The 25418-nt window shown below is 45.0% G+C and carries 28 protein-coding genes; 10 read left to right on the forward strand and 18 right to left on the reverse strand.

Annotated features, from left to right (window positions below; translation table 11 throughout):
* Positions 1–31: 31 nt before the first annotated feature.
* From BKB51_RS15650 to BKB51_RS15700, 11 genes are all read right to left on the reverse strand, one after another.
* Positions 32–994 carry a cupin domain-containing protein gene (locus BKB51_RS15650; protein ID WP_085902047.1) on the reverse strand — a complete coding sequence of 321 codons (963 nt, stop codon included), beginning with the start codon at positions 992–994 and terminating at the stop codon, positions 32–34.
* Positions 995–1142: 148 nt separating this feature from the next.
* A complete protein-coding gene (locus BKB51_RS15655; RefSeq protein WP_085902048.1) occupies positions 1143–2132 on the reverse strand; it encodes a nuclear transport factor 2 family protein in 990 nt (329 codons plus the stop codon).
* 5 nt (positions 2133–2137) lie between these two features.
* Entirely contained in the window at positions 2138–3163 is a 1026-nt protein-coding gene (locus BKB51_RS15660; protein ID WP_085902049.1) for a LacI family DNA-binding transcriptional regulator, read from the reverse strand.
* Positions 3160–3924 carry an SDR family NAD(P)-dependent oxidoreductase gene (locus tag BKB51_RS15665; protein WP_085902050.1) on the reverse strand — a complete coding sequence of 255 codons (765 nt, stop codon included), beginning with the start codon at positions 3922–3924 and terminating at the stop codon, positions 3160–3162. The genes BKB51_RS15660 and BKB51_RS15665 overlap by 4 nt, the downstream gene beginning before the upstream one ends.
* 1 nt (position 3925) lies before the next feature.
* Positions 3926–4981, reverse strand: coding sequence for an ester cyclase (locus BKB51_RS15670; RefSeq protein ID WP_085902051.1), 1056 nt, complete (start codon positions 4979–4981; stop codon positions 3926–3928).
* Positions 4981–6291 (reverse strand): histidinol dehydrogenase, encoded by a 1311-nt coding sequence (hisD, locus tag BKB51_RS15675; protein ID WP_085902052.1) that lies wholly within the window; start codon positions 6289–6291, stop codon positions 4981–4983. Before hisD ends, BKB51_RS15670 begins: the two co-directional genes overlap by 1 nt.
* 13 nt (positions 6292–6304) lie before the next feature.
* Positions 6305–6832 (reverse strand): ester cyclase, encoded by a 528-nt coding sequence (locus tag BKB51_RS15680; RefSeq protein ID WP_085902053.1) that lies wholly within the window; start codon positions 6830–6832, stop codon positions 6305–6307.
* 3 nt (positions 6833–6835) lie between these two features.
* Positions 6836–7717, reverse strand: a complete 882-nt coding sequence (locus BKB51_RS15685) for a carbohydrate ABC transporter permease (protein ID WP_085902054.1) — start codon at positions 7715–7717, stop codon at positions 6836–6838.
* 3 nt (positions 7718–7720) lie between these two features.
* Entirely contained in the window at positions 7721–8746 is a 1026-nt protein-coding gene (locus BKB51_RS15690) for a carbohydrate ABC transporter permease (protein ID WP_085902055.1), read from the reverse strand.
* Between the two features lie 98 nt (positions 8747–8844).
* A complete protein-coding gene (locus tag BKB51_RS15695) occupies positions 8845–10071 on the reverse strand; it encodes an ABC transporter substrate-binding protein (RefSeq protein WP_085902056.1) in 1227 nt (408 codons plus the stop codon).
* Between the two features lie 80 nt (positions 10072–10151).
* A complete protein-coding gene (locus BKB51_RS15700; protein ID WP_085902057.1) occupies positions 10152–11201 on the reverse strand; it encodes an ABC transporter ATP-binding protein in 1050 nt (349 codons plus the stop codon).
* Between the two features lie 126 nt (positions 11202–11327).
* Between BKB51_RS15700 and BKB51_RS15705 the strand changes: the two genes are divergently transcribed.
* Both BKB51_RS15705 and BKB51_RS15710 read left to right on the forward strand, forming a co-directional pair.
* Positions 11328–12332 (forward strand): ester cyclase, encoded by a 1005-nt coding sequence (locus BKB51_RS15705; protein ID WP_085902058.1) that lies wholly within the window; start codon positions 11328–11330, stop codon positions 12330–12332.
* Between the two features lie 393 nt (positions 12333–12725).
* Entirely contained in the window at positions 12726–13457 is a 732-nt protein-coding gene (locus tag BKB51_RS15710) for a response regulator transcription factor (RefSeq protein WP_085902059.1), read from the forward strand.
* Between the two features lie 357 nt (positions 13458–13814).
* Here BKB51_RS15710 and BKB51_RS15715 read toward each other — a convergent pair whose 3' ends face one another.
* On the reverse strand, positions 13815–14309 hold the full coding sequence (locus BKB51_RS15715; protein ID WP_085902060.1) for a general stress protein: 495 nt from the start codon (positions 14307–14309) through the stop codon (positions 13815–13817).
* 115 nt (positions 14310–14424) lie between these two features.
* Complete coding sequence (locus BKB51_RS15720; RefSeq protein ID WP_085902061.1) at positions 14425–15798, reverse strand: dihydrolipoyl dehydrogenase; 1374 nt, start codon at positions 15796–15798, stop codon at positions 14425–14427.
* 199 nt (positions 15799–15997) lie between these two features.
* Here BKB51_RS15720 and BKB51_RS15725 point away from each other — a divergent pair, with 199 nt between their 5' ends.
* Together BKB51_RS15725 and BKB51_RS15730 are read left to right on the forward strand one after the other, a co-directional pair.
* A complete protein-coding gene (locus BKB51_RS15725; protein WP_085902062.1) occupies positions 15998–16180 on the forward strand; it encodes a DUF1328 domain-containing protein in 183 nt (60 codons plus the stop codon).
* A gap of 103 nt (positions 16181–16283) precedes the next feature.
* Positions 16284–16544 (forward strand): hypothetical protein, encoded by a 261-nt coding sequence (locus BKB51_RS15730; protein WP_085902063.1) that lies wholly within the window; start codon positions 16284–16286, stop codon positions 16542–16544.
* A 105-nt stretch (positions 16545–16649) separates the two neighbouring features.
* On the opposite strand, the gene BKB51_RS15735 is transcribed toward BKB51_RS15730, so the two are convergent.
* From BKB51_RS15735 to BKB51_RS15755, 5 genes are all read right to left on the reverse strand, one after another.
* On the reverse strand, positions 16650–17030 hold the full coding sequence (locus BKB51_RS15735; protein WP_085902064.1) for a response regulator: 381 nt from the start codon (positions 17028–17030) through the stop codon (positions 16650–16652).
* Positions 17027–19048: an ATP-binding protein gene (locus tag BKB51_RS15740; RefSeq protein WP_085902065.1), complete on the reverse strand. Its 2022-nt coding sequence runs from the start codon at positions 19046–19048 to the stop codon at positions 17027–17029. Before BKB51_RS15740 ends, BKB51_RS15735 begins: the two co-directional genes overlap by 4 nt.
* Positions 19049–19179: 131 nt before the next feature.
* Positions 19180–19413 (reverse strand): hypothetical protein, encoded by a 234-nt coding sequence (locus tag BKB51_RS15745; protein WP_085902066.1) that lies wholly within the window; start codon positions 19411–19413, stop codon positions 19180–19182.
* 20 nt (positions 19414–19433) lie between these two features.
* Positions 19434–19937: a Dps family protein gene (locus BKB51_RS15750; protein WP_198946766.1), complete on the reverse strand. Its 504-nt coding sequence runs from the start codon at positions 19935–19937 to the stop codon at positions 19434–19436.
* Between the two features lie 194 nt (positions 19938–20131).
* Entirely contained in the window at positions 20132–21529 is a 1398-nt protein-coding gene (locus BKB51_RS15755; protein WP_158090254.1) for a mechanosensitive ion channel family protein, read from the reverse strand.
* A gap of 184 nt (positions 21530–21713) precedes the next feature.
* Here BKB51_RS15755 and BKB51_RS15760 point away from each other — a divergent pair, with 184 nt between their 5' ends.
* The 6 genes from BKB51_RS15760 to BKB51_RS15785 all read left to right on the forward strand — a co-directional run bounded on the left by BKB51_RS15760 (position 21714) and on the right by BKB51_RS15785 (position 25383).
* The gene (locus BKB51_RS15760; RefSeq protein WP_085902068.1) at positions 21714–21917 is read left to right on the forward strand and encodes a CsbD family protein; all 204 of its coding nucleotides are present in this window, start codon (positions 21714–21716) and stop codon (positions 21915–21917) included.
* Positions 21918–21948: 31 nt separating this feature from the next.
* The gene (locus tag BKB51_RS15765; protein ID WP_085902069.1) at positions 21949–22125 is read left to right on the forward strand and encodes a YqaE/Pmp3 family membrane protein; all 177 of its coding nucleotides are present in this window, start codon (positions 21949–21951) and stop codon (positions 22123–22125) included.
* Between the two features lie 66 nt (positions 22126–22191).
* Positions 22192–23619, forward strand: a complete 1428-nt coding sequence (locus BKB51_RS15770; protein WP_085902070.1) for a sodium/glutamate symporter — start codon at positions 22192–22194, stop codon at positions 23617–23619.
* 103 nt (positions 23620–23722) lie between these two features.
* A complete protein-coding gene (locus tag BKB51_RS15775) occupies positions 23723–24745 on the forward strand; it encodes an AI-2E family transporter (RefSeq protein WP_085902071.1) in 1023 nt (340 codons plus the stop codon).
* A 120-nt stretch (positions 24746–24865) separates the two neighbouring features.
* A complete protein-coding gene (locus BKB51_RS15780) occupies positions 24866–25018 on the forward strand; it encodes an entericidin A/B family lipoprotein (protein WP_085902072.1) in 153 nt (50 codons plus the stop codon).
* A gap of 125 nt (positions 25019–25143) precedes the next feature.
* Positions 25144–25383: a helix-turn-helix domain-containing protein gene (locus tag BKB51_RS15785; RefSeq protein ID WP_085902073.1), complete on the forward strand. Its 240-nt coding sequence runs from the start codon at positions 25144–25146 to the stop codon at positions 25381–25383.
* Positions 25384–25418: the final 35 nt, after the last annotated feature.

The raw sequence follows: 25418 nt of genomic DNA on the forward strand, positions 1-25418 counted from the left end.
TGGACGTACAAGAAAAGCATAGCACTCACCATCAAGTCCCAACCCATGTTGCTCCAGCAGGATCATTAGTAGCTGTCACACGATAAAGGCTTGATTCGCCAGTCATGGCAGGAGCCAAAGCATAAACTTGCCCAGGATCAATCAGTGCCGTATCTCCGGGATTCAAAACGGTTTCTCCGTCTTGTAGTCTTAGTTTCCAGTGGCCACGAACTGGCATTAAAACCGTATGTTTGTCACGCGAAGTAAATTCATCCGCCTCAGAACCCCGGGTTAAGAATTCAACTTCAAAGCCGGGCTTATCTTTCAAAAGAGCATCAGGACCAATGATTTTGACTGGTTTATTTGCTGCCAGCGCCATCATATCCCAATAGCGCGCAACAAAATCCTTGATAACACCTTCGACAGGAACTTCCGGGAACGCCTTAAGCTCTTCTTCGGTCAAAAGTGGCATAGGATTTACGTTGTGTGGCAAGGTTTCACCTTTTTTTGTATCGTAGAGAGTTCCATTTTCACCAAGAATTAATCCATGATCCATGGCCTCTTCGATTACCTGCGGTGCCCATGTTACCCCGCCTCCGGCATCATCACCGCCCAAAATGGCCATGATCATTCCATAGTCTGTACCAATATTCTCAAAGCCCCGAAAAATACCCGTAGGGATATTAAAAATATCACCTTCTTCAGCGATAAATTCGCCAGCGTCTCCATAACGCCCCCAAAAAAAGCGCCAGCGTCCTTTGAGCACAAAAAACACCTCTGCCGTTGTGTGGCTATGTAATGAATTTCTGCACTTAGGTGGCTGCCCCGCAGCACCTATATTAAAACCCGGCGTATCTTGAATATGGACATGTTGATCAGGAGATTCAGATACTCCTCCACCAATAATCGTGAAGTTTTCCTTTTGATCACTGCCCGGTGTATGAGCATCAATAAATGCTGTTTTACACGGTTTTAAATCACCATAACGTACAATGCGATTTTCAATGGGGGTCATCTTCAGTGTCCTATTACCATAACGTTGATATTGTTTACTGAAAGCCTTTGCCCGGTATAATTCAGGTCGACCTTTCAAAAAAAACAAACGTTCATATCCAAAATTTTTGATCTTGAGAGAGCTAACTTACTAAAAGAAAAAACTCGACTTACAGATCACCTGTTTGCAAAAGGATTTGTTTCCATACCGCAGTTTCATCAAACAGGGTCCATTCTCGACGAAGTTTGATTTCGCCTGGTTTGATGTCCCCAAATTCAACATGGCTAGCGCCCATTATATGAACATTTGCACCGGTTGGTTTACCAAATGAACCCCAGCCATCGTGCTTCCCGGTCAACCCCCATCGAATTGCAGAGCGAGGGGATAGGTATGGATCTTCACGACCGATTTGATGTTCAATCTGAAACTTTGCACTGGGGAAAGAAGCGCGTAAGCCCATCCAGAAACGCTCAACAGGATCCCAGCCATACCCGGTGATGCCACCGGTAACTTCACTTTGTATAGCACGATCATATTCTGCCTTAATAACAGTAATATCTGCGTTCATAATCCGTGTGAGAATATCAGCGTGACGCGCGCCCCATTCATTATCATTTCCTCGTCCCGTGTAGGGACCAATCTGATCAATAGAAGGAGAAAAAGGTTTAACACAAAGCTCGGGACCACCTTCTTTCTTGATAAGATCACGCGCATATTCAACGGGGTCCCGCCCCATTTGACGCACAATCGCCCCCTGATCACGAATTAGCCATTCATCATCAATAGCATTGTTTTTGGCATGACAATCGGCAATCACTCGATAGGCTAATTTCTTTCCCGTCGCTTTACCATAGACACCATCACCAAGATGGGTGGCCGTCGTCAAAATTCGATGTGAAGACAGCAGGCCTTCTTCTGGCGTCCCAGACCAAATTACGTCCTCTCCCAACAACTCCCGATCCGGGAATTCTGCCAATGTTGCCAATGTTGCCCCAATAACGTTCTGATTTCCCAAAACAATACTGGCCGGACTGCGAACGACAATGTCAGGCGCATAATATTCATGAAGAGTGGCAACACCCCTATCTTCCCAAATTTCTTTTGTAATGCCGATTATATAGTCCGGAAAATTTTCGAACTTCGGGTTAAAACCCTTCATCTGTTTTATCCTTCTGGTGTGAAGCCTTGCGGTATGCGGGCAGAGCCTCGAATAACTAAAGGTCCGTCAATGGCAATTTTGCGAGGACCGTCCCCATTACCTTCTATTTCGTTCAGGAGTAAGTTTACGGTTTCAGCAACCATACGATTGGCAGGCTGCCGAACTGTGGTTAGGTTATAGGCAGGCCATGCTGTGGTCGGAACATCGTCATAACCAACGACAGAAACGTCTTTGGGGACCTGTAATCCCAGTTCAAAACGCAAAACATCCATCACTGCAAATGCCATATGATCATTCGCAACAAAAACGGCATCTGGTGGGTCAGCCGCAAACATACGACGGGTAGCTTCTGCCGCTTTTTCCATTTTAAAATCGCCGACTTCCCGTGCATGTAATGCCATGCCGGATCCAGCCAAACGCTGTGTAAATCCGGCTTCGCGATCCCGTTGAGTAGAAGCCCCTTCCCAACCGGCAATGTACCCTATTTTTTGATGACCACCCGCGAGCAGAAACTCAGCAACTTTACACCCACCGGCAATGTTATCCGACGTCACCGCGGACATTTCCGGACCGTCCTGAGACCTGTTGAATAAAACCATCGGCACACCAGCCGCCTGGCAGCGATCAGAAAGCTCTGAGGACATAGCAACAGAAGCTGCAATTATGCCATCAACTTGATAATCAAGAATTTCTTCGATCACGTCATCGATATTAGATGCGGTCATCGGTGCCATGAAGACCAGCACGTGATACCCCCGTTCCTGCAAAGCGTTTGACAATTTCTCTAAAGCTTCGGGATAGAAATGATTTTCCAGATACGCCACGACCAAACCAATAATACGTGACCGACCTGATACCATTGCGCGCGCCAAAGAATTGGGGCGATAGCCCAATTCGGCAGCGGCTTGATGAACTTTCTCAACAGTCTTTTTCGAGGCTGATGCACCAGGTGTAAATACACGACTTACTGCGGATTGAGAAACACCTGCACGCTTGGCAACTTCTGCTGATGTAATGCGAGGGTTATTCATTCTGCTGTCCACCCGCCATCAATCATCAGAGCAGTTCCTGTAACCAACGAAGACGCATCAGAAGCCAAATAAACAACGCCCCCCATAATATCTTCAACCTTCCCAACCCGTCCCAACTTAATTTTCTCTTCAATCCATGCCCTGCGCTCTGGACGGTCAAATGTTGATTGTGTCAATGGGGTCAGCACAAAAGTAGGACAAATCGTATTCACCCGAATGTTCTTCTTCCCCCATTCGATGGCCATAGATTTAGTGAAGCCCTCTACCGCGTGCTTTGTCGCGGCATAAACAGCGCGATCAAGCCCACCGACATGCGCCATTTGGCTACTAATATTAATAAGAGACCCAGGCTTTCCAGCCTTGATTAAACCTTTTGCCACCGCCTGGGTTAAGAAATAAGCACCCTTGACATTCAAATCTGTAACACAATCAAAATCAGCCTCTGTTGTGTCTTCTGCCGGACTATGACGGGCCAACCCGGCAGAATTCACCAGAATATCAAAAGGACCATTTTCAGCGACGATGGTTTGCATCGCAGGAACATCTACCACATCAAAGACCAAGGCCCTTGCCTCCATTTTCGCAGCGCACATTTTCTCCACCAAATCCACCAACAGATCCGCACGGCGTGCGGCAACAACAACCTCTGCCCCAGCCTCGCCCAGCGCCACAGCACAAGCCAGGCCAATGCCTGAACTGGCCCCTGTAATCAGTGCGCGCTTGCCATCAAGACGAAAAGAAGGTGTTGCGGGAAGAGCCATATTAAATATCTCCGACAGGGCAAGGGAGCTGCCCTTGTATGCCTGCTTTGTTGAACTCACGCAGACGGTCAAAAACATTCATACCCAATTGAGAAAAAAGGTCCAGTAGATCAATAAGCACCCAGTTTTCCCGAATTAGGTTTCCTTCAACTCGCCAAAAATCAAGACTGCGCAGTGTGATAACTTTATCTGTCTTCGGTAATCCCAACCAACCGGCACCAGTCATCGTCTGCTTCATATTTGGCCACCCTGTCACCGCAACATAATCACCATCGCCAAAAAAGTGAGACATCGTTTCTTTTGTTTCTTTTTCCTGCTGACCACGATCAGGCATTGCCGCTAAAAACGGGATCTGATGCCAGTTACGAAAGCCGGATATACCGCGACAGGTCCCGATACCAGCCGGGCCATACCACGTCATACGAGGATGCCAAAAGCGCTCCATCTCCATAACATCAGCACCACCTTGTGATGGGTGGCGAATCATATGGGTCAACATGTCGACAACCAAATCACAGGATGCCTTCGCCCGATCAGAACCGTTAAAAGATCTCACAATACCATCTTGTGTAGAAGGTCCCTGCACACAGCCTTCGCGTCCAAGTGACGGAGCAAGAGGCCAAGCATTTGCCTGCATCATTAATTCAGGAATATCCCAAATTGCTTGGACTTCAACAACTTTATCGCCCTCAATTCGATAAAACTCGTGAAACCGCATCTGAACAAAATGCCCCGTTGGCGGAATCTCTAACCAGGTGGCAATAAAAGTACCAACATAATTCCCTGCACAACCAACCCAATTTGTCCCGTGATTGTCTGAACCCGCGGTCACAATGTAATCGCGCCGTTCCAGATCAGGTATCGCTTTGAACAGTGGCGCATAAGCACTATCGTAAAAGTGTTCGCCCAGCATATCGCCCAAAGGATGGCACAGATGGATATCTGCATCAGGGGCAATCACATCAGCAAGATTTTCTCTAACGCTTTCTTCAGAGAAATCAACCATGGCAGCACGAAATTTTGCGATCAAAGACTTATTATGCTCAGCAAGATCCATTATTCAGTAGCCTTACCATAAGCTACGTTCTGGCCCCCATAGCGTCGAACCCGGAGATTGCATTGCTCAGCATGTCCGACAAAACCTTCCAACAGGCATAATCTAGAACCATAGGCTCCAATCTTAACGGCGGCTTCATCTGTCGTTACTTTTTGATAACTATGAGTCTTCAGGTATTTTCCGACCCAAAGCCCACCAGTGTATCGTCCTGCTTTTTTTGTTGGTAATGTATGGTTTGTTCCGATGACCTTATCACCATTGGCAACGTTCGTCCGAGGTCCCAGAAACAGAGCACCATAACAGGTCATGTTTTCTAAGAACCAATCATCACGGTCGGTCATTACCTGTACGTGTTCCGAAGCAATATCATTGGCAACAGCCAACATTTCCTCATAAGTCTCACATAAAATCACCTCACCATAGTCCCGCCAGCTAACACCCGCAGTATCAGCTGTCGGCAAAATGGTAAGTATCCGCTCTATTTCAGACAGAGTTTCTTCTGCAAGTTTGCGCGAATTGGTAACTAACACAGCCGGCGAATTATAGCCGTGCTCTGCCTGTCCAAGAAGATCAGTCGCGCATAGTTCTGCATCAACTGTTTCATCGGCAATCACCATGGTCTCCGTCGGCCCCGCAAAAAGGTCAATGCCAACACGACCAAAAAGTTGGCGTTTGGCTTCAGCAACAAAAGCATTTCCGGGGCCGACCAACAAGTGAACGGGATCTATCGTCTCAGTACCAATCGCCATAGCACCAACAGCCTGTATTCCGCCCAGAACATAAATTTCATGTGCCCCCCCCAAATGCATCGCGGCAATAACAGCCGGGTTTGGTTCGCCATTAAACGGTGGTGTACAAGCAATGATCCGCGGGACACCTGCCACTTTTGCCGTCGCCACGGACATATGTGCAGAAGCAACCATTGGAAACTTTCCGCCAGGCACATAGCACCCGACGGATTGCACAGGGATATTCTTGTGGCCAAGAATAACGCCGGGCATCGTTTCAACTTCTATATCCAGCATGGAATCACGTTGAGCTTGAGCAAACTTGACGACTTGCTCTTGCGCGAACTTGATATCTTCCAGATCACGGGGAGTTACCTTAGCGATTAAATCATCAATCTCATCTTGAGATAATCGGTAAGTTTGACGATCATAGTTATCAAACTTAATAGATAGTTCGTGTACAGCCTTATCCCCACGCGCTTCGATATCTTTGAGTGTTGTCGCAACAATTGCAGCCGTTTTGGCATCATCCTCTACCCGGTCAGCTTCAGATTTACCACGTTTCAGATGTTCAATAGTCATACCCTATTCCTCACTATTCAGGTCGGAGAGCGGCACGCTCACCACGATCAAAGGCTTCCCAACCCTCACCCTTAAAAATATCAACGCCTAGCTGTGCAGCGACATGGGCAAAATCAACATTGACCCAGTTATCGACGATCTTGCCATCAACAACTTTCCAAAAATCCATATATCTGATTTCAACTCGCTTTCCTGTTGGAGCAATCCCGAGAAACTCCCCCGAATGCGTCGCTTCCTGACGCCCGAAAGCCGCGGCCCATTCCCCCATATAAAGGCGTGCTTCATCGATACATGTTTTATCTGAAAACGCAGCTTGAAATGGACTTTGCCAGTTATTTTGAAACTCTGCGAGACCTTGCTTGGTGCCACACCCCTGATTTCCCATCCAGCGAAACCCTTCAGAGAAAAACTCGCCGATATCAGATATGCGATGGTCATTTAAACCATCAACCATTGCCTCTATAACTCCACGGGTTTCATCTGTCTTTGACATATCCGTATCACGGGATAAGACCGCTTGTTCTGGGCGAGAACCTTTCATCGATTAACCTTTCACTGCGCCTTGGGTCAAACCCGAGACGATTTGACGTTGGAAGAACATCACAAGAATAAAAAGAGGTGCCGTGGCTGAGACAACAGCAGCAACAGCAAACATCACATTACCTTCTGTCTGGGTCGTACCCAAGAAGCTCGCAATTTTGGGAACCATTGTTTGATTTTCCTTGGACAGCAACATCGAGGTAACGGCGAAGTCATTATACGCCAACAAAAAGCTGAACAATCCTGTGGTAATGACACCAGGCCACATCACCGGAATAATCACATGCCGAAAGGCTTGAAATTGAGTGCAACCATCAACTTTGGCACTTTCATCCAGCTCTTTTGGTATTTTTTGAAAAAAGCTATGCAACATCCACAGAGTAAAAGGTTGATTAATTGCCACCAAAACAATAATGGTCGTCGGCAAAATCCCCCAAAGGTTCCATTCAAAAAATGGTAACAAGTACCCAGCAACAAGCGTTATTGGCGGCATTGCGCGAAAGATCAATGCAATGATCAACAACCAGAATGTATAGCGATAGGTGGAACGAGACAGAGCATATCCACCCAACGTACCAAAAGTCAGCGAGATCGCTACTGTGAAGAAACAGACAATAGCGGTATTGATAACAGCTTGCCAGAACTCCTCTTGAACCCAGGCACCTTGATAGCCGTCTCCGGTAAAGGGTGAACCATGCTCCAAAAAGGTTCGTGCACCGGTTAACGCATTTTGCCAATCAGCTTTCGAGAAAAAATCGAGTTCGATTTTAAAGCTCCCCCATAGTGTCCATAAGAACGGGAATGCCGCTATAACAAGCCAAACGATAACAAAGGCAGAAGAAAAAGTGCGTAGTGCGGGTGGTTGCTTGAATGCTTTTGCTGACATGGTTCAACCCTTTGCATTAAAATCACGCCAAGTGCGGACAAGCACCGGAGATAAAAGAATAGCGACACCGATTATTGTTAATACCGAAGAAGCTGAAGCCGAGGATAAGAGACGCGTCTCTCCCCCAAGGTCGTTAAAAATAAACCAACTGAGTGATGAAGCATGTGCTTCTGCATTAAATCCGACTATAGGTTCAAAGACGCGAAAGTTATCCATCAACTGGATCAAAGCGACAAAAGTAACCAACGGCATTAAATGGGGGATAACTACGTATTTGGTTTGTTGCCAACGTGTTGCTCCATCGATCATTGCGCTTTCCATTGTATCCTGAGGAAGAGTTTGAAGACCGGCATAAAAAACGACAAAAGCAAAGGGCGCAGAGTGCCAGACCCCATACACAATCAACATTATCCAGGTTAACTCAGTTGAAGCTTTGAGAGACAGATCAGGATTTGAAAGCAACCACTGAAGCCCTGTCCCCAATACCCCACGGCTATCAATCATCCAAAACAAAACCAGAGAACCGATCAAGGGAGAGACAATCATGGGCAATAGAGAGAAGAAAATGACCAACCCTTTAAGGTGACGATGCAGAGAGTTAACAGCCACTGCAATTACGAACCCCAAGACAATCAATAGAGGTGTAACAACAAACGTATAGGTCAGGGTAAATGACATCGCTCGGTAAAAGGGTAAATTACCTAACCGATCGACAAAATTACCCAAACTTGTCCGGGTGTTCCAGGCTTCAGCAATTGCAGTTGTCGCCAGATGTCCACGATCAAGATAGATCGACAAACCTGCCCAACGGCCCAGTGGTTGCTCAACGCGTTGTTTTTCCGTCGCCTCCAGATCAACAACTGTAGATTCCGTACAATTAAACGGCGTACAATTTTCCACAGTCTTGAGAATTTGCTCATGCGGCGTAAACAAGGATTGCGTGACCACCGAAACAATCGGTAGCGCAATAAACAACAACATCGCAGTCGCTGTCGGCAAAATAAACCAGAAGAAAGTTTTGTGCTTCATATGTCTGTATCCGCAATGCCGGGAAGTTTGGGTCCATAACCGGAAGGCATAAACAAAGCCTTCCGGTTATTAAAATGAGACCAAAAATTAAGGAACACCTAGTTTAAATAGCCTTTTTCCTTGGCAGCTGTCGTGTAGGCAGCCTCGGCATCAGCCAGTGCCGTGGCAGCATCTTCTTTTCCCTGCATAAAGTCAGAGAGTTCGGCCCCTAACGCAGAGTGTAAAAGCCCCTGATAAGGTAGCATTGGATAGGGAACGGAACCGGCATTCGCAGCATCAAAGACACCCTGTGCCGCAGGTGTCGGCTGATATCCATCAATCAACCAAACGGCTTGTGGTGAAGTCGTGTCGTTCAAGATTTCCGGGCGAATCGCGTAGGTTAGTGCTTTGAACGTCGCAGCAGCATCTTCATCTGATATGTTTTTCGCCACTGTCCAACCATCCCACCACAATGTTGTTGCAGGTATTTTCCCACCACCAACGGTCATCGGACCTGCAATTGCCATATGTTCCTTAACAGCGGGATCAACACCGTCAGCATCGGGTAAAGTAGCCGCACGAGATCCCCACATATTCATTAGCGCGACATTACCGGCACGAAATTCCGCATTTGTTGCATTGGAATCATGCGTAAGAAAATCCGGGTTCATATATCCAGACAAAGCCTTCATCATTTCTAATGCAGCAATACCTGCCTCGTTATTGATAGAAACTTTAGCTGTTCCGGGTTCAAAGAATTCTCCGCCCATGCCTATATACATGTTGTTGAATTCCTGGGCTAAATTCCAACCCGCCATGTACGCACCACCAATAGGATGCTCCATCAGGCCTTGCTCTTTAATTGTTTTCGCTGCTGCCAGCATCTCTTCGTAAGTTGAGGGGGGGTTGACCCCTGCCTGCTCTAGAATATCTGCCCGATAAACAAGATGCTGTGCGTTAGCCATAAAGGCGATAGCCATAACCTTGCCGTCAATGGTGATCAGCTGGTTTTTCTTTAACCCTCCACCGTATTTAGCAACCAGATCATCCAAGGGGCGAATGACATCTTCGTTCATAAGAGCAACAATTGAACTATTCGCCACGATCGCCGATGTATATTCAGCCGGGTTTCCGGTCATACCTGCGACGTTAATTTTTTGATGATCTGCGGTCAGATTTGCAGAAACCTTACCTCCGGTGCATTCTTTAGCACCATTTCCAACGGTTTGGATTGCAGGAAATTCATTACCAACAATGTTAACCCGACCAGAAATTTCACAATCAGCAAGTGCTTCACCAGCCATAAGTGTCATTGCGCTGGCCATAACCAGTTTTTTCAAAAACATCCTATTTCTCCCTGTTAAGATGGGTGCTTCTTATTTTTTGCACCCAATTTCCCGCTTAAAGGTTACGGGGTATGTTTGAATTAGCTTTGAACTCTTAAGCCAGTCTCAGTATCGAACAAATGACAGTGTTCAGCAGGAATATGTATGGATACAGGATCCCCAATATCAGAACGAAATGTCTTATCTGCTTTAACAGCTACAAGCTGTCCCCCGATACGGACAGAGACCATTGTCGCGTCACCCAGCAATTCCAATGTATAGATCGGAGCATTCATTTCCCCTTTCTGTTCAACCACGGTTGCGTCTTCAGCCCGAAAACCAAGAGTGACTTTGCCATTGCCCCCGGTCAGACCAGTAATCGCAACATTTGGGGCACTGAACTTTCCATCCACCAGCTCACCATCAATAAGGTTCATAGCCGGGGAGCCGATAAAGCTCGCGACAAAAGTGTTGGCGGGTGTATCATAAATTTCTGTCGGCGAGCCAACCTGCTGAACAATGCCGGATTTCATAACAACGACCCGGTCAGCTAATGTCATTGCCTCAATTTGATCGTGGGTCACATAGACTGTTGTTGCCGCTAAATCATGAGATAAATTCTTGATTTGAGCTCTGGTTGATACGCGAAGCTTGGCATCAAGATTTGATAAAGGCTCATCCATCAAAAAAACTTTGGGCTTTCGCACAATCGCCCGGGCCAATGCAACACGTTGACGTTGTCCGCCAGATAAAGCTGCAGGCTTACGATCCAAAAAATCCAGAAGCTCAACCCTCTCGGCAGCTTGCATAACGCGTTCTTTGTGCAAAGCAGGATCAATTCCACGAACTCTCAAGGGAAACCTGATATTTTCATAGACATTCATGTTTGGGTACAGCGCATAGCTTTGGAAAACCATCGCCACATCTCTGTTTTTGGGCTCTAGATCATTAACCCGCGCTCCATCAATCAGGATATCTCCTTCAGTTGCATCCTCCAGTCCAGCTATCATCCGCATTGTTGTTGTTTTGCCGCAACCGGACGGTCCCAGCAGCACCAGGAATTCCTTATCCTCAATCGCCAGATCAAAATTATTGACCCCGACAAAGCTACCCCAGCGCTTACTTAGATTGCGCAACTGAATTTCTGCCATCAGGCTTCCTCCCCAGGAATCGGACGTGTTTTTGCATACGTTTGCAATAATACTGGACATAAACAAAACTATTTGGCAAGATTTTTTTGCACACGTATGCAAGGTTGTAATTAAAGGTCTGAAAGCGTGACAAATTTTCAAAAAGAAAAAAACATCGTTAGGAAGTTTCAAGCAGAATTGGACGCCCCCAATGCAAGAATTAACGACGTTTTAAAACGTCACACAAACTCGTCTTATCTCTGGCGTGGGTTTCATCCCTTTAATGAATTAAGGGGCGCATCTGAAGTGACCGAAACCTTTTGGCATCCTCTGCGGACTGCATTGACGTCATTGCAACGTCGTGAAGATATATTTTTTGCCGGGCACAATTATATTGACGATGCGCGAACTAATTGGGTTGTTTCCATGGGGCATCTTATGGGCTTATTCGATCAGTCGTTTCTCAATATCCCGCCAACAGGCAAAATGATTTTTTTACGATATTGCGAGTTTCACAGGATTGAAGACGGTAAGATTGTTGAAACAGCAATGTATTTTGATATCCCACATTTTGCCCGACAGGCAGGAATACAATTCTTCCCTCTTCAAACTGCAGCCCATCTGGTACAACCCGGTCCCCTCACCCATGACGGATTACTCTACGAAAGCCAACCAAAAGAGGCTGGCGAGCTTACACTTTCGACAATAAATGCCATGATCTCGGATCTAGGACAGTGGGATAACGAGCTCAGCCTGGAAGATGAATTAAGACAGACCTGGCATGAAGACATGATTTGGTGGGGCCCAGAAGGGATCGGCGCAACCTATACAATTCCACGCTACGCAAAACAACACTCCAGCCCCTTTCGCGCTGGTTTCACAGATCGATCCCCTACCACACACATTGCACGTTTGGCCGAAGGAAATTACGGCGGCTTCTTTGGTTGGCCTAACTTCACCGCGCGCCCCACTGGCGGTTTCATGGGAATGCCTGAAACAAACAAACCGGGGGAATTCAGAGTGATTGATATATACCGTCGATCCGACAACAAGCTCGCAGAAAACTGGGTGTTCATTGACCTTCTGCACTTCTGGAAATGCCAAGGTCTAGATATTCTAAAACAACTACAAGATACAAATTATAAAGAATAAATAAATGCAAAACCTATGATTATGTTTTGCCTTAAAGAAGCACTTCTCCTTGGTTGCGTATTGATTTGAACCTACACAATTAAATAATTAATTTCACTAGATAGTGAAATACACCCAGAATCACAAAACCTCACAACTCCAATGAGTCGTGAGGTTTTGTGAATTTCAGTTTGGTTGCGGGGGCACGCAACCACCGAGACTTTCAATGCATCACACATACACCAAGCAAAGAATAGCTCTCTATTAATCAAGTGTATTGTGCATAAAGGCTATTTCTCAGCTTAACAATTAAAAGAGTACGATAGAAACATATGGGGAATTTATGCTTGTCATGCTAAATTCCTGTGGATTTTTAAGGCATGATCGGTATTTAGCATACAACGAGAAGATATTATGACAGACGCGATTACAAACAAAAAGAACACGGTCCTTATTGTAGATGATGAACCCCAGATAAGAAAATTACTCAAGATCACCTTGAAAAGCGAAGGCTACAAACCGGAAGAGTGTGAGAATGGTGCTCAAGCTGTCAGGATGAGCGCGTCGATCAAGCCTGATTTAATCATTCTGGACCTTGGATTACCTGACATGGATGGCAAAGAAGTCATCGACAATATACGGGAATGGTCACAAGTTCCGATTATTGTCTGTTCAGTCCGTGACGCAGATACCGAGGTTGTTGATGCATTGGGACGAGGTGCCGATGACTATGTCACAAAGCCATTTAACCCGGATGTCTTACTTGCCCGTATTGAAGCCAATCTGCGGAAATCAGCGACACAGGAAGCAGGAGAGCCGGACCTTGAAAATGGGCGCATCAAAATGGATCTCGTCAGACATGAGGTTTTTGTTGATGGTGAAAGCACATTTTTCACCCCGAAAGAGTATGAACTATTGCGTTATTTCATGGTTAATCGCGGCAAGATGATTACCCACAAACAACTGTTAAAAGGTGTTTGGGGCCCAGCACACGGCGAAGATATGCAATACTTACGTGTTTACGTTAGTCAGCTACGGGAAAAAATCGAACCCGATGTAAAAGCCCCCTCTTACGTCATAACAGAACCAGGCATTGGCTATCGAATGGAAGTAATCGACGAGGAAGCTGTGTCTGCTGAGGTTTAGGCCTTTAATTTTTCTGACCTCGGTACATACCTCACTTCCCCACCTAAACACACGTAACGGGTAGAGCACATTCACACAGGTATTGTTTTTAACAGTTCAATACGGACCCGCGGTTGAGAACAGCCTAGATTTAAGCACTGTTAAGAGCTAAATAATAGCAAAACATTGCACCGCTATTTAGAATGCCACACACGAACAAAAAGCCCCTCTTTCAAGAAAGAGGGGCTTTTTGTTTCAGATCAGAGTAACAGTCCTCAACGCCTCAGCAAAAGCTAACACTATTGCCGCGGTCGTTATCAACTACACCGCATCAAATTCTCTTTTTAATATGGCATTGACCACAAGAAGGATAAAATATTAAGCGGCGATGTTGTGTGCATCTCCATGTTTAAAGATGTCCTTAACCACGTCGGCTCGCTCAGAGCTATCAGCCTCAACAACAAGTAAAATAGAACCCTTTTTCACTTCATCTTCGTAACGCTTGGCTTCGTATTCTGGAATACCAAGCCCAACCAAAGCACCAGCAAGGCCACCCGTTGCAGCACCAACACCTGCACCAGCTGCTGCAGCCACTGCCGCGCCATAAATCATTAAATTAACGCCAGGAATAAGAATTGTACCCGCGGCGGCCAAACCACCAGCAATAGCACCAAGAATACCACCAGCGGATGCTCCAACGGCCCCGCCTTCTGCGGCCTTACTTCCTTTTTCAATATTAAAGGACTGGCCAACTGAATTGTCCGTCGCAACCAAGCTCATTTGTTCTTCGGAAAAACCTGCTACTTCGAGTTTTAGCAACGCTTCTCTCGCAGCTGAATCTGTTTTGAATGTTGCTGATACTGTATGTGTCATAAGTTTACTCCTATTCAATAAGAAACAAGCGATCGCTTGTACGACTTAGAGAATAAGAAGAACGACATCAGGGTGCGAGAGGAAGCAAAGCTCCCTCGCATCAACAGAGTATAAATCAGCCCTTTTCCATATTTTCGAGCGCATTCTCTAACGCTGATTTCAATCCCTCTTCTAGTGAAGGATGGTAGAAAGGTGTTTTTAGAATTTGCTTGAGGGTCAAATGCTGCACCAATCCAAGACTTAAAAAATGGGCAAGATGTTCTGCTGCGGGTGCCATGATTTCTGCCCCACGTAAGTAGCCCCCCTTTCGATCAGCAAACAGACGGATTTTTCCAAAATTTTCGCCTTCAATTTTAGCGCGCCCTTGATTTTGAAAATCCGCCTCACCAGTAATGACATCATCATGTCGCATAGCATATTCAGTATCGCCCACAACTGCCGTCACCGGCTTGGTGAAGATAATCTGTAGTCCGCCGTGATGTGGGGCGTGCTTGTTACCGCTGTGCAGCGCGTTATAGGCAGCACGCTCGCCCTCGTTAACCGCTTCGTGCAGCACAGCTCGTTCGTCCGTTGCATCCCCTGCAATATAAATAGGATACCCTTGGACTTGCATGCTATAGCGATTGAAAGACGGGACACCGTTGCTGTTGGTGCTAAGTCCCAGGCGCCTTAAACCAAGTTTATTAAGGCTCGGCTTACGCCCGGCAGCAACAAAGACAGCATCAACAGTCGCTTCTTGTGTTTTTGTATGAAGCAACAGGCCTTCTGGCGTTTGCTTCACGTCCGGATCTGTGTTCAGCCAGATTTTCATGTCTTCTGCTAGCGCTTCAATGATCGTCTTATTAATTTCCGAATCACTGACGACACCAACCCTTTTACGGCGGTTGATTGCCGTAACATCAATTCCCAGCATGGCAAATGCCTGTGCCATTTCAAGTCCAATAGCTCCCATACCCACAACCGCCATTCTTTTGGGTAAATCCCGTCGCTCAAAAAGCGTATCCGATGTAATCAGCTGTGATTCAAATTCCTCGTATTGCTTTGGGATATAAGGGTATGATCCCGTAGCAATAACACTGCTCTTGGTATGAAAAAGACGATTATCAGCGCGAATTGTTGTTGGCGATTCATATCGAGCTGTCCCCCGCACCATATAGTCCTGCAGAGATTCTATCTCTTCTTCTATATGGGATACAAAATAATCCCGCTTCTCCCTAACTCTCTTTAATATCTTAGGAAGATCTGGTTTGATTAATTCTGATCCCACAATTCCGACGTCGGGCATTTTTTTGTGCGTATCGTATAACTTAGCCGCATGTATCAAGCTCTTTGACGGCATACACCCAACACGCGCGCATGCCGTCCCGATCGGGCCATCATGTATCAAGAGTACGTTATCAGTATATTTTTTCGCCTCTTTCAACGCGGAAAGGCCAGCGGTACCAGCGCCAATAATGATCAAATCAAACTCATGATACGTACGTGCCATTATTTATCTCCTTAGTTTCATACCTATCACACAAAAAGATATCTAAATTTACTATGTTCATATGATGGTCGCGACATAAACAGAGCATTAACCCCAACGCGTTGATGCTCTGTTTATGTTTTCCGCAAGAGCTTGGGGGCGAAAATTTAGATAGAAAGTGAGAAGGTTTGGCAGGTAACAAAATGAAAGGAACAAAACGATGTTAAGATGGGCACTTATATTTTTTATTCTCGCTTTGCTAACCGGCGTACTTGGTTTTGGTGGTATTGCAGGAACATTTGCGATGGCTGCTAAATGGTTATTCATTGCATTTGTTGTACTCTTTGCAATCACAATAATTGCCAACCTTGTGTCAGGCAAAAAGACAAATCCCCCGATTTAAACCACACCAAATTACCAAATTAAGCATTAATCCAACCTCTGGTTGTTTAACTTGATAGTATTTTTGATATGCTTTCCTGCCATAACACAGGCAGGAAAGCATTATGACACTCACTACAGATAAAATGCTGGAACTAACACTCGATTGTCGTAATGATCTAAAACTATTTGAAGATCAAGTTGCGAATTTCAGTAAATACAGCAGTCTCACCAAAGAAGAATACGAACAAAACAATTTTGTCTGTCTCGATTTCCATGATCGCATGAAACGCAAAATACATTTGCTAGCCACTATGCTTGAAACGAATTCAACCGACATCCTGGATATGGTGACGCAGCCGTCAACTACACCCAGTATTCCATAAAAAACAAATGCTGGCGTAAAATCTGATCGTATAACGCCATGGATCAGAGACGGCAGAGCTGGCTCAAAAAGACAGCCATATGACTTGTCATAATTTATAAGGCCATCAATTATAAGGCAGCTTCTCTTCAATTATCTCAAGAAGATCCTCAACCATAAAAGGTTTCGTCAGATATCCGTTCGCACCTTTTTCAAATGCTTCTTTAACTGTTTCCCTGGCTTTTCGAACAGATAACACAAGAACTGGCATCTTGTTATTTGGCTTTATACCCTTGATCTCTGGCAGAATATCTAACCCATCTATATCTGGTAACCCAAGGTCAAGAACAACAAGGTCAGGCACTATTCTTTTACAAAGATCTAATCCTTCGTTTGCTGTCGAAGCTTCATAAAATTCTGCACCTTCATCCTCTAGTGACACCCGTAAAAAGGTTCGAATGGAGGGCGTATCATCAATCGCAACTATTTTTATGCCTTCCAAACTCATACCACTTGTTTCCTTTCCTTATCGTACGCCCCCTGTTTAGCTCCCATATTTTTCCTCATATGCGGAAACCACAAGATGAATTCAGCGCCACCTGCTTCGTGGTTTCGCGCTGTAATTTCCCCTCCCTGTTTCTCCATAACTGCTTTTGATATTGCTAACCCCAGTCCTGTGCCAGCAACTTGAGAATCAGATTGTTTCAAGCGTTCATATTTATCAAATACGGCCTCGAACTTACCGTCGGGGATACCTGCTCCCTGATCTTTTACCTTATAGGAAAAACCGCCTTCTTCTTCACTAAGAGTTACTGAGACCTGCGTGCCTTTAGGTGAATATTTAACAGCATTATCAATGACATTTTGCAATACCTGCTCGGTCATCATTCTGTCCATTTTCACTTCACAGGGAACATCAAATAAATGCACTACCAATTCATGATTTGCCAAACGTTGGCGCATCCTCTTCTTGATACTTAACAAAGGTTTTTCCACATCCACCCAGTCCGTATCAAATGTAATTTCCCCGCTTTCAATACGCGTCATATCCAGAATATTTGAAATAAAGCTATCCAGCCTTTGTGCTTCGTCTAAAGCAGTATCAATTAATTCATCGGATGTATCACTGTCCAGACGTCCGGCTTTTTTCATTCTGTTGTGAACGCTCAAACTTCCGATGATAGAAGCTAGGGGAGTTTTAAGGTCATGAGACACACTGGAAAGCAGCATCGCGCGTAGTTTCTCACGCTCTTCACGCATACGGCTTTCACTCATCATTTTAGTGAGCTCAATACGCTCTAGAATACTGGCTGCCTGATCAGCCAGAGCAGAAAGCAATCGCCCGAAAGAAGCATCCAGACGAACATGCAGAGGAACCTTGATTGCAATGACACCAATTTCACCATTGTGCGTTGTAAGCGGTTCAAAACGCCAAATGGAATCAAATTTGTTTGCCGTTCCATGACCTGTTGTGCGAACTTCATCCCAACATAACTGCAATGATTTTTCATCTTGAGACGTAAAATCCGTTTGACCGGGGTATACCAATTCAAGCGTATCCGGACTTACAGCAGGAGGTAAAAAGAACGCGATATCCATTTCCAACAATCGCGATAACTCTTCATGAAGAATAGCCAAAGCCCCTTCCCGATCAGTCGCATCACTGGCCAGCCGATGAACTTTGTACAAAGCCTGAGATCTTTTTTCTTTACGCGAAAGCGAAGAATTCCAAGCTCTGTTATACCCCCCCATAAGGGAAATAATGACAGCTGAAACAAGAAAAACAGAAAGATTGACAGCATCACCTGAGTGACTGATCCCAAATCCGCCATAAGGAGCTACATAAAAATAGTTTATTGTCGAAAACCCAGCTACAGCAGATACTAAGCCAGGCACAAGACCATAACGAAGGGATGTTATGATCGCAGCAACAAGAAAGAATGCTGTGACGTTATATACCTGGTTTTTAATCCCAATATCAGATGTCTGCATCCGCAAAATTTCAGATCCAAGATAAGCCAACACCACAGAAATTAAGGCAAATACAATTTCTCTTAATTTGATATCTCTTAACTGTAAGCGATCAAACCAGCTGGATATATACTGTTTACCGACAAGGGGAACAATTTGCACCTCAGTAGAAAAGCGCCGAACTTCTCGCATCATACGCTCTGCAAGAGACGCTTTTAGCTCATCAAAAAAACCTTCCTTACTGCTTTGCCCCATGATCAATGTTTGGACAGGTTTTCCCTCATCATTCGCGGTCTCAACATAGTTCTTAATCCCACCGATGACATCCCGATGTTCCACACTATGAACATTTCCTCCCATCTCTTCTGCAACTGTCAGAAAACGGAGTACCCGTTCACGCGCATCCCTGTCCAACGTAAAATGTTGAGGCGTTTCAACATATAACACCCCCCACGGGACACCCGTCTCTTTTGATTTGTTTGCAGCCGCGCGCAACAACACATTGCTCTTGGGATGGGTATCAATACAGACAAGAATTTGGTACTGTTTGTTCATTTTCGTACATTTAAATTATGGCATTCAGTGACTCATTTTAATGTGGGCGATATAAATTCTCCATAAAGAGATGAACAAATATAAAAAAGGCGGCTCAATGGCCGCCTTTCTATTATAGGTTCCACAGAATATTAGTCTGCAGCATCCTGCAGTTCATCCCCGGCATCTTCAATGGTATCACCGATTTCTTCACCAAGAGTACGATTGGGATCCAGTTCTTCGGAAGCTTCCTCTACACCATCACCCAATTCTTCCGCTGCATCGCCAAGCCGTTCCCCAAGTGTTGGATCATTCTGCATGCTCACACCAACAGCAATGGCAACCACAACAACCGCGCCGATTAACATCATATGTATTTTCTTCATAACTAACCTCTTTAATTATATTATTGTACTATTGAGCGAAGCATCCAGGCCGCTTCATCATGAGCAGCCATCCGGGCCACCATCATATCAACGGAGACCTCATCTCCGGCTGCTTCAGCAACCTTCAAAACTTCGCGGGCCTCTTTGGAACAGGTCTCGTTATCTCTAAGCAAACTTTCAACCATCTGTTGGGCTTCTTTTGGCAAAGCATCATCTTCATCCACAGAAGATAGCTCTAAATAAGCTTTGAAAGTACCCGGTGTGAAATGCCCCAACGCACGAATACGTTCTGCCAGTTCATCACCCGCTTTGTGCAACCCTTCATACTGCTGCTCGAACAGCGCATGTAAACTATGGAACTGCGGCCCGGTTACATTCCAGTGATAATAAAGTGTCTTCATATAAAGCGTGTAAGTAGAGGCAAGAAACTTGGAAAGCTTTTCGGCAACGTCAGCTCTTTGTTTTTCCATGACACCAATATCAACAGCTTTATCATCAACAATTTTTAACGTAGATACCGTCAAAATATTCTCCTTTATCTATTGTCACGCAACCCAACGAGCGACCTCTTAACCAAACGGTTCGTAATCAGCCGGATCTTAAATAACTTGCGGTTTCGAGGTAAAAATGCACACCTCATCGCTACCAACTAAACTTATGAACTTTCGCTTCAAGACACAGTATGTTCGTGAGAGCAAAGTCATCAATTGGGCATAAATTATTTCTGATCAGACTTTGATTCGGGCTCTGTTTCCGGCTTACTGCCGAGGACATCAAGTCCACTACGAATGTGAAGGTCTCGTTGCGGGAACGGAATCTCGATATCGTGCTCTTTAAAAGAATCCCAAATAGTGAACATGACGTCACTTTGTGCACGCCACCGCCCCGTCGTCACATCCTCCAGCCAGAATGTAAGCAAAAAATTAACGGAATTATCCCCGTATTCACGCATAAAGCACTTGGGACTATGGTCCCCATCGGATATGGCATTTTCGTATTTATTTGCCGCATCTAAAATCAAGTCATATGCCTGATGCATATCTGTCCCATAGGAAACTCCAACCGGGATCTCAATTCGACCATTCGTACTGCTATGTGTCAGGTTCGCAACCCGGGAAGTAATAAAATCCTCGTTGGGCACCATGACCTCTTTACCATCAAAGGTCTCAACAACGCTTGCACGTGCCCCGAGCTTGCGAACATAACCAAAGACACCATCATTCATCTCAATCAGATCATTAATATTAATGGTCTTTTCAGTTAACAAAATAATTCCGCTGGTAAAGTTCGACGCAATCTTTTGTAACCCAAATCCCAAGCCAACCCCCAGAGCACCACTGAAGACAGCCAGAGCGGTTAAATCAATACCAATAAGATTAAGAGTGACCATGAAGAGAACGGCATAAAGTACAATATCAAAAAGCTTGATAAGCAGTTCTTTTGTCGCACGCGTTAGAGATTCACTACTACGTATATATCCTTCGCCACTGTTGCTCGCTATTTTACCCACCCAAATAACAATACTGACAAAGAATATGGCTTTAATAAATGTGTAGGCCGTAATCTTCACTTCACCCAGGGTAAAGCCATACCCGTCAAGATGAGCCACGACAGGATCAAACCAGCCAAACAGCTGTAACAACGCCGCAGGCAAGAAAATCCAAATCCCAACGGTGCGCACTAGAGTACTGGTTACAAAAGCGCGCAGTGCCACCCACATAAACCAAACAATAGCAACGCGTTGGGCCGCATGAACAACGTCGAGCGCCTCCACAACCGTTTCAGCAAAAGGTTCTCCTCCTGCCAGCAACAGAATCGTCAACGAAGGGAAAAGTAACCGACCGGATCGGCGCATGAACCAGCGCTTAGAAAAAGCCTTAACGCGCCCGTCAGGCTCTTTGACAGCTAAAATAAAATACCTCGCAAGAGCGGTAACTCCATACGCAACAACTAACGAAGCAAGAACAAATAGCGCTTGATAATACGTTTCAGGTGCAGTTAACCAGAATGCGGCTTCTTCATACACAGATGAAGCTGCATTTTCTGCAACCTCAATATATTCATCCCCAATGTATTCATTTTCGTCCATAGCACCTATCTCGCTTAAAAGTTTCATGCGATGGTAGTTCATGCCACATCAGGGTGTGGTACGAATGACCTCGCTGAAACATAAAGCGAGCATCAATTAACGCTGCCTTTATGAAACTCTCCCCACCACCCTATTTAACCCTGACGCCAATCAAGGCACATTCCTAATCACGTCAAGCGACGTTGTATGACACAACAGTGAGGAGAAAGTTATGAATCGTGATATTATCAAAGGTAAATGGAACCAGCTCAAAGGTACTGTTCAGAAGGAATGGGGTGAGTTGACCAACGACGAAGTTGATCAAGTCAATGGCGATGCCACCAAACTCGCAGGCCTTATCCAGGAGCGTTACGGTAAATCCAGAGAAGAGTCCGAACGCGAAGTTGACGAGTGGCAAAAGCGTACTGGCGCCTGATACTCACCAAAAAACAATAAGGAGAAACACCATGGATCTTATCCGTATATTATTTGCCATTCTACTACCACCACTCGGTGTGTTTCTACAGGTGGGATTAGGTAAACACTTTTGGCTAAACATATTGCTTACTTTGCTTGGGTATATCCCGGGTATCGTACATGCGGTCTATATTATCGCGTCAAAGCCTGATCATAGAATGGTATAGCTATTTCTTTAACGACAAAGCACAGAGACCTGATAAAGGTCTCTGTGCTTTTTTGAGTATAAGCATATGAAATCCAATGAATACCCTATTGATACAATTTTAATCGCATTATTGTGCGCTGCTGTTCTTATTCTTGTTGGAACATTACTCAGGAAAGCAATTCCTGTTCTTGATCGCATACACCTGCCCGCTTCGGTTATAGGTGGTGTCGTCGGGTTGATTATTGGTCCCCAGTTATTAGGGGCAGCAATCTTGGAAGGTACCCATCTGGAAAAACAGTTCACTGATATATATGCCGTTGGAAAGTTGTTACCAGGGTATTTGATTGTTGTCGTCTTTGCGGCTTTGATGATGGGATCAAAAATACCGACCATAGGCAAAATTTGGTCGAACTCATCCCCCAATCTTGTTACCGGATACCTGATTACCTGGGGGCAATATATTGTCGGCATCATAGTAACAATATTAGTACTCATTCCCTTTTTTGATGCAAATCCTCTTAGCAGTGTTTTGATAGCAATCGGCTTCCAAGGCGGTTATGGAACTGCTGCTGGATTAGGAAATACCTACGACGAATTGGGGTTTGATGCGGGTTACGATCTAGCGTTAGGCATGGCAACCGCCGGAAAAGTATCGGCTATACTGGTTGGATTAATCCTGATCAATTTCGCTGTAAAAAAAGATCAGATGCAATCACCAAAAGAAAAAAAATCTGAGCACCTGAAAGAAGACATTTCGGAAAAGAAGGCCAAAACCCTCTTTGCTAAAAAAAGAAGAGAAGAATACCTCTCTGCAGATGCTTTATTGCTCCATTTCTCACTACTTTGCATTGCCATCATCATTGGATGGGGCCTCAAAGAAGTTTTACTGATTATTGAAAGCTTCTTTTTGACCAAGGGACAAGACGGTATGGTTCAATATATCCCTCTTTTCCCAATGGCATTGATTGGCGGTATCTGTCTTCAGTTATTCATAAGCAAAATAGGTAAAGAGAAGCTCCTAAACGAACATCATCTGCATTCCATCAGTCATAGTTTTCTAGATCTGTTGATCGTTGTCGCGATTGCAACCCTTTCGCTCAAAGCCCTTCAGGAAAACTGGGCACTTCTTACGATTTTGATCTGTACAGGCATTGGCTGGAACTTATTGGTCTTTTTCTTTATCGCCCCGCGACTTTATAAAAATGCGCCCTGGACCCGGGGATTAGGTGACTTCGCCCATTCCACAGGTGCGACAACATCCGGTCTCTTGTTGATGAAGGTGGTTGATCCAAATGATAAAACAGGGGGCAGATCCAGCTTTAGCCTTAAACAGCCTTTTTATGAGCCAATTGTTGGCGGTGGCTTCATCACAGCAATGGCCTTACCTCTGGTTCACGCGGCAGGATTATGGGTAGCTCTTGCAATTACAACAATGCTCTTTCTCATAACCGTTATTATCGCTTTAAAGGCCGTAGGTGTGAAAAAAGACAACCCTCTGTTCGATCAAAAATAAACTTCAATCTCTCATGGACTTCATTTTTTATAAATAGTCCACGAAAGCACCAAGTGTTCACTAAACATTTGAAACTCAATATTATTCATCTCATCAGGCACTTATGACAGACAGAACATTACAATACCGTTATTTAGGTTTTATCTCACTTGTACTTGGCTTTGCTGTCGTACATTGGCTTAAACCTGTCTTACTCCCCGTGACGATTGCTCTGTTTATGACTGCAGTCGCATGGCCGATTAACACATGGCTAAATAAAATTTTCCCCAAACGGATCAGCCACATTCTGTCTTACGTTGCTTTAGTCTGTATACTCGGGGTATTTGCTGGCATCTGTTATATGGCAGTTGCCGAACTCACGGCCAGTTTTCCCAAGTATGAAACCCAACTTATCAAACTACTGCAGGATCTAAGAGTTACCTTAAGAGAATATGGATTACCCCCGCCCAGAGAAATTAATTCTGAGCAATTGCAAAGTCTTATTACTCCCTTGATCACAACATTTTACACAACACTTGGTCATACAGTGCTTGTCGTTGCTCTCGTTATTCTCGGATTACCAGAGCTCATATACTGGGAAGACAAGCTTGAGAATTGTTTGGGAAAAGCCAGTGGTAATCGGTGGGGAAAAGCTGCGACAGATGCTGCGAATTCTTTTCATAAGTATATGACTGTCATGACAGGTATCGGTGGCATATCGGCTGCACTCACAACCGCTTTTGCATGGGTAACCGGATTGGATTTTGCTTTGCTATGGGGATTACTAGCCTTCATATTCAACTTTATTCCCGTACTAGGTGCCATGCTTCTCCTTATCCCAACAACCTTTGTCGCAACGATGCAATTCGGTGATACATCGCAGGTATGGATCGTCTTGGCAGGAATGGGTGTTATTCAATTTTTCATTGGCAATGTCATCGACCCCAAATTCCAAGGAAAGTTTCTTTCTATGTCCCCGATTGTGATTCTAATAAGTATCGCTTTCTGGAGCTTTCTGTGGGGCGTGCCAGGTGCCTTCCTAGCTGTGCCGCTCACCCACATTTTTATGGTGGCATGTTACCAATTCCCCAACACTAAAAAGATCGCCTGTCTGCTGTCAGAGGGCAAGGGAACTTGTAATGTATAGCCATCTTTATGCTCGCCTTATATTTCCATGGCCCTCTTGCTATCGATACCTTACCTGCTGCCCGTTATCCTTCAAACCAGATCACAAGATGGTCGTTAACCAACGAAGGAGTTCAAAACGATGAAATTATTGAAATCATTGAAGGTACTGTCAGTGTTTGCGACCTTGCTTTTCAGCATTGGTGCTTTAAGTGCCTGTAATACTATCGAGGGTGCCGGCAAAGACATTGAGGCGGCAGGTGAATCTATTGAAGATGCCGCAGACGATGACTAGACTTAAAGGCAAGCAGGCCCTTAAATATAAATAAAGTATCTCCAAAAAAATAAAGGGGTGTCAGCTGACACCCCTTTATTTTTAAGCGAAAACTTTTAATACATAATAATATTGAGAATGATTGCGTGAAACTGAAAACAGAACCTCACCCCGTTGATAGTTACGTCGGCAAAAAATTAAGAATGCGTCGTACGATACTCGACATAAGCCAAGCCGCGTTAGCTGATCAAGTAGGAATAAGCGCCCAGCAAGTGCAAAAATACGAATCAGCACTCAATCGTATCTCTGTTTCAAAGCTCTGGGATTTCTCTAAAGCCCTGGATACCAACACAGAATATTTTTTCCGGGGTTATCAGGATGACTAAGCCCTCCCCCCTCTCCTCCTTCTCTCCCTTCTCGG

The organism is Kiloniella majae, assembly GCF_002118315.1.
Lineage (GTDB): Bacteria > Pseudomonadota > Alphaproteobacteria > Kiloniellales > Kiloniellaceae > Kiloniella > Kiloniella majae.

What these genes read in the sequence shown, in the direction of transcription:
- BKB51_RS15655 (WP_085902048.1), bottom strand. Translation starts at nt 2,132, where the DNA reads ATGAAGGGTTTTAACCCGAAGTTCGAAAATTTTCCGGACTATATAATC.
- BKB51_RS15715 (WP_085902060.1), bottom strand. Translation starts at nt 14,309, where the DNA reads ATGACACATACAGTATCAGCAACATTCAAAACAGATTCAGCTGCGAGA.
- BKB51_RS15775 (WP_085902071.1), top strand. Translation starts at nt 23,723, where the DNA reads ATGACAGACAGAACATTACAATACCGTTATTTAGGTTTTATCTCACTT.
- BKB51_RS15755 (WP_158090254.1), bottom strand. Translation starts at nt 21,529, where the DNA reads ATGAAACTTTTAAGCGAGATAGGTGCTATGGACGAAAATGAATACATT.
- BKB51_RS15680 (WP_085902053.1), bottom strand. Translation starts at nt 6,832, where the DNA reads ATGAAAGGTTCTCGCCCAGAACAAGCGGTCTTATCCCGTGATACGGAT.
- BKB51_RS15770 (WP_085902070.1), top strand. Translation starts at nt 22,192, where the DNA reads ATGAAATCCAATGAATACCCTATTGATACAATTTTAATCGCATTATTG.
- BKB51_RS15710 (WP_085902059.1), top strand. Translation starts at nt 12,726, where the DNA reads ATGACAGACGCGATTACAAACAAAAAGAACACGGTCCTTATTGTAGAT.
- BKB51_RS15725 (WP_085902062.1), top strand. Translation starts at nt 15,998, where the DNA reads ATGTTAAGATGGGCACTTATATTTTTTATTCTCGCTTTGCTAACCGGC.
- BKB51_RS15660 (WP_085902049.1), bottom strand. Translation starts at nt 3,163, where the DNA reads ATGAATAACCCTCGCATTACATCAGCAGAAGTTGCCAAGCGTGCAGGT.
- BKB51_RS15730 (WP_085902063.1), top strand. Translation starts at nt 16,284, where the DNA reads ATGACACTCACTACAGATAAAATGCTGGAACTAACACTCGATTGTCGT.
- BKB51_RS15700 (WP_085902057.1), bottom strand. Translation starts at nt 11,201, where the DNA reads ATGGCAGAAATTCAGTTGCGCAATCTAAGTAAGCGCTGGGGTAGCTTT.
- BKB51_RS15650 (WP_085902047.1), bottom strand. Translation starts at nt 994, where the DNA reads ATGACCCCCATTGAAAATCGCATTGTACGTTATGGTGATTTAAAACCG.
- BKB51_RS15695 (WP_085902056.1), bottom strand. Translation starts at nt 10,071, where the DNA reads ATGTTTTTGAAAAAACTGGTTATGGCCAGCGCAATGACACTTATGGCT.
- BKB51_RS15760 (WP_085902068.1), top strand. Translation starts at nt 21,714, where the DNA reads ATGAATCGTGATATTATCAAAGGTAAATGGAACCAGCTCAAAGGTACT.
- BKB51_RS15685 (WP_085902054.1), bottom strand. Translation starts at nt 7,717, where the DNA reads ATGTCAGCAAAAGCATTCAAGCAACCACCCGCACTACGCACTTTTTCT.
- BKB51_RS15735 (WP_085902064.1), bottom strand. Translation starts at nt 17,030, where the DNA reads ATGAGTTTGGAAGGCATAAAAATAGTTGCGATTGATGATACGCCCTCC.
- BKB51_RS15665 (WP_085902050.1), bottom strand. Translation starts at nt 3,924, where the DNA reads ATGGCTCTTCCCGCAACACCTTCTTTTCGTCTTGATGGCAAGCGCGCA.
- BKB51_RS15765 (WP_085902069.1), top strand. Translation starts at nt 21,949, where the DNA reads ATGGATCTTATCCGTATATTATTTGCCATTCTACTACCACCACTCGGT.
- BKB51_RS15720 (WP_085902061.1), bottom strand. Translation starts at nt 15,798, where the DNA reads ATGGCACGTACGTATCATGAGTTTGATTTGATCATTATTGGCGCTGGT.
- BKB51_RS15670 (WP_085902051.1), bottom strand. Translation starts at nt 4,981, where the DNA reads ATGGATCTTGCTGAGCATAATAAGTCTTTGATCGCAAAATTTCGTGCT.
- BKB51_RS15690 (WP_085902055.1), bottom strand. Translation starts at nt 8,746, where the DNA reads ATGAAGCACAAAACTTTCTTCTGGTTTATTTTGCCGACAGCGACTGCG.
- BKB51_RS15780 (WP_085902072.1), top strand. Translation starts at nt 24,866, where the DNA reads ATGAAATTATTGAAATCATTGAAGGTACTGTCAGTGTTTGCGACCTTG.
- BKB51_RS15740 (WP_085902065.1), bottom strand. Translation starts at nt 19,048, where the DNA reads ATGAACAAACAGTACCAAATTCTTGTCTGTATTGATACCCATCCCAAG.
- BKB51_RS15745 (WP_085902066.1), bottom strand. Translation starts at nt 19,413, where the DNA reads ATGAAGAAAATACATATGATGTTAATCGGCGCGGTTGTTGTGGTTGCC.
- hisD (WP_085902052.1), bottom strand. Translation starts at nt 6,291, where the DNA reads ATGACTATTGAACATCTGAAACGTGGTAAATCTGAAGCTGACCGGGTA.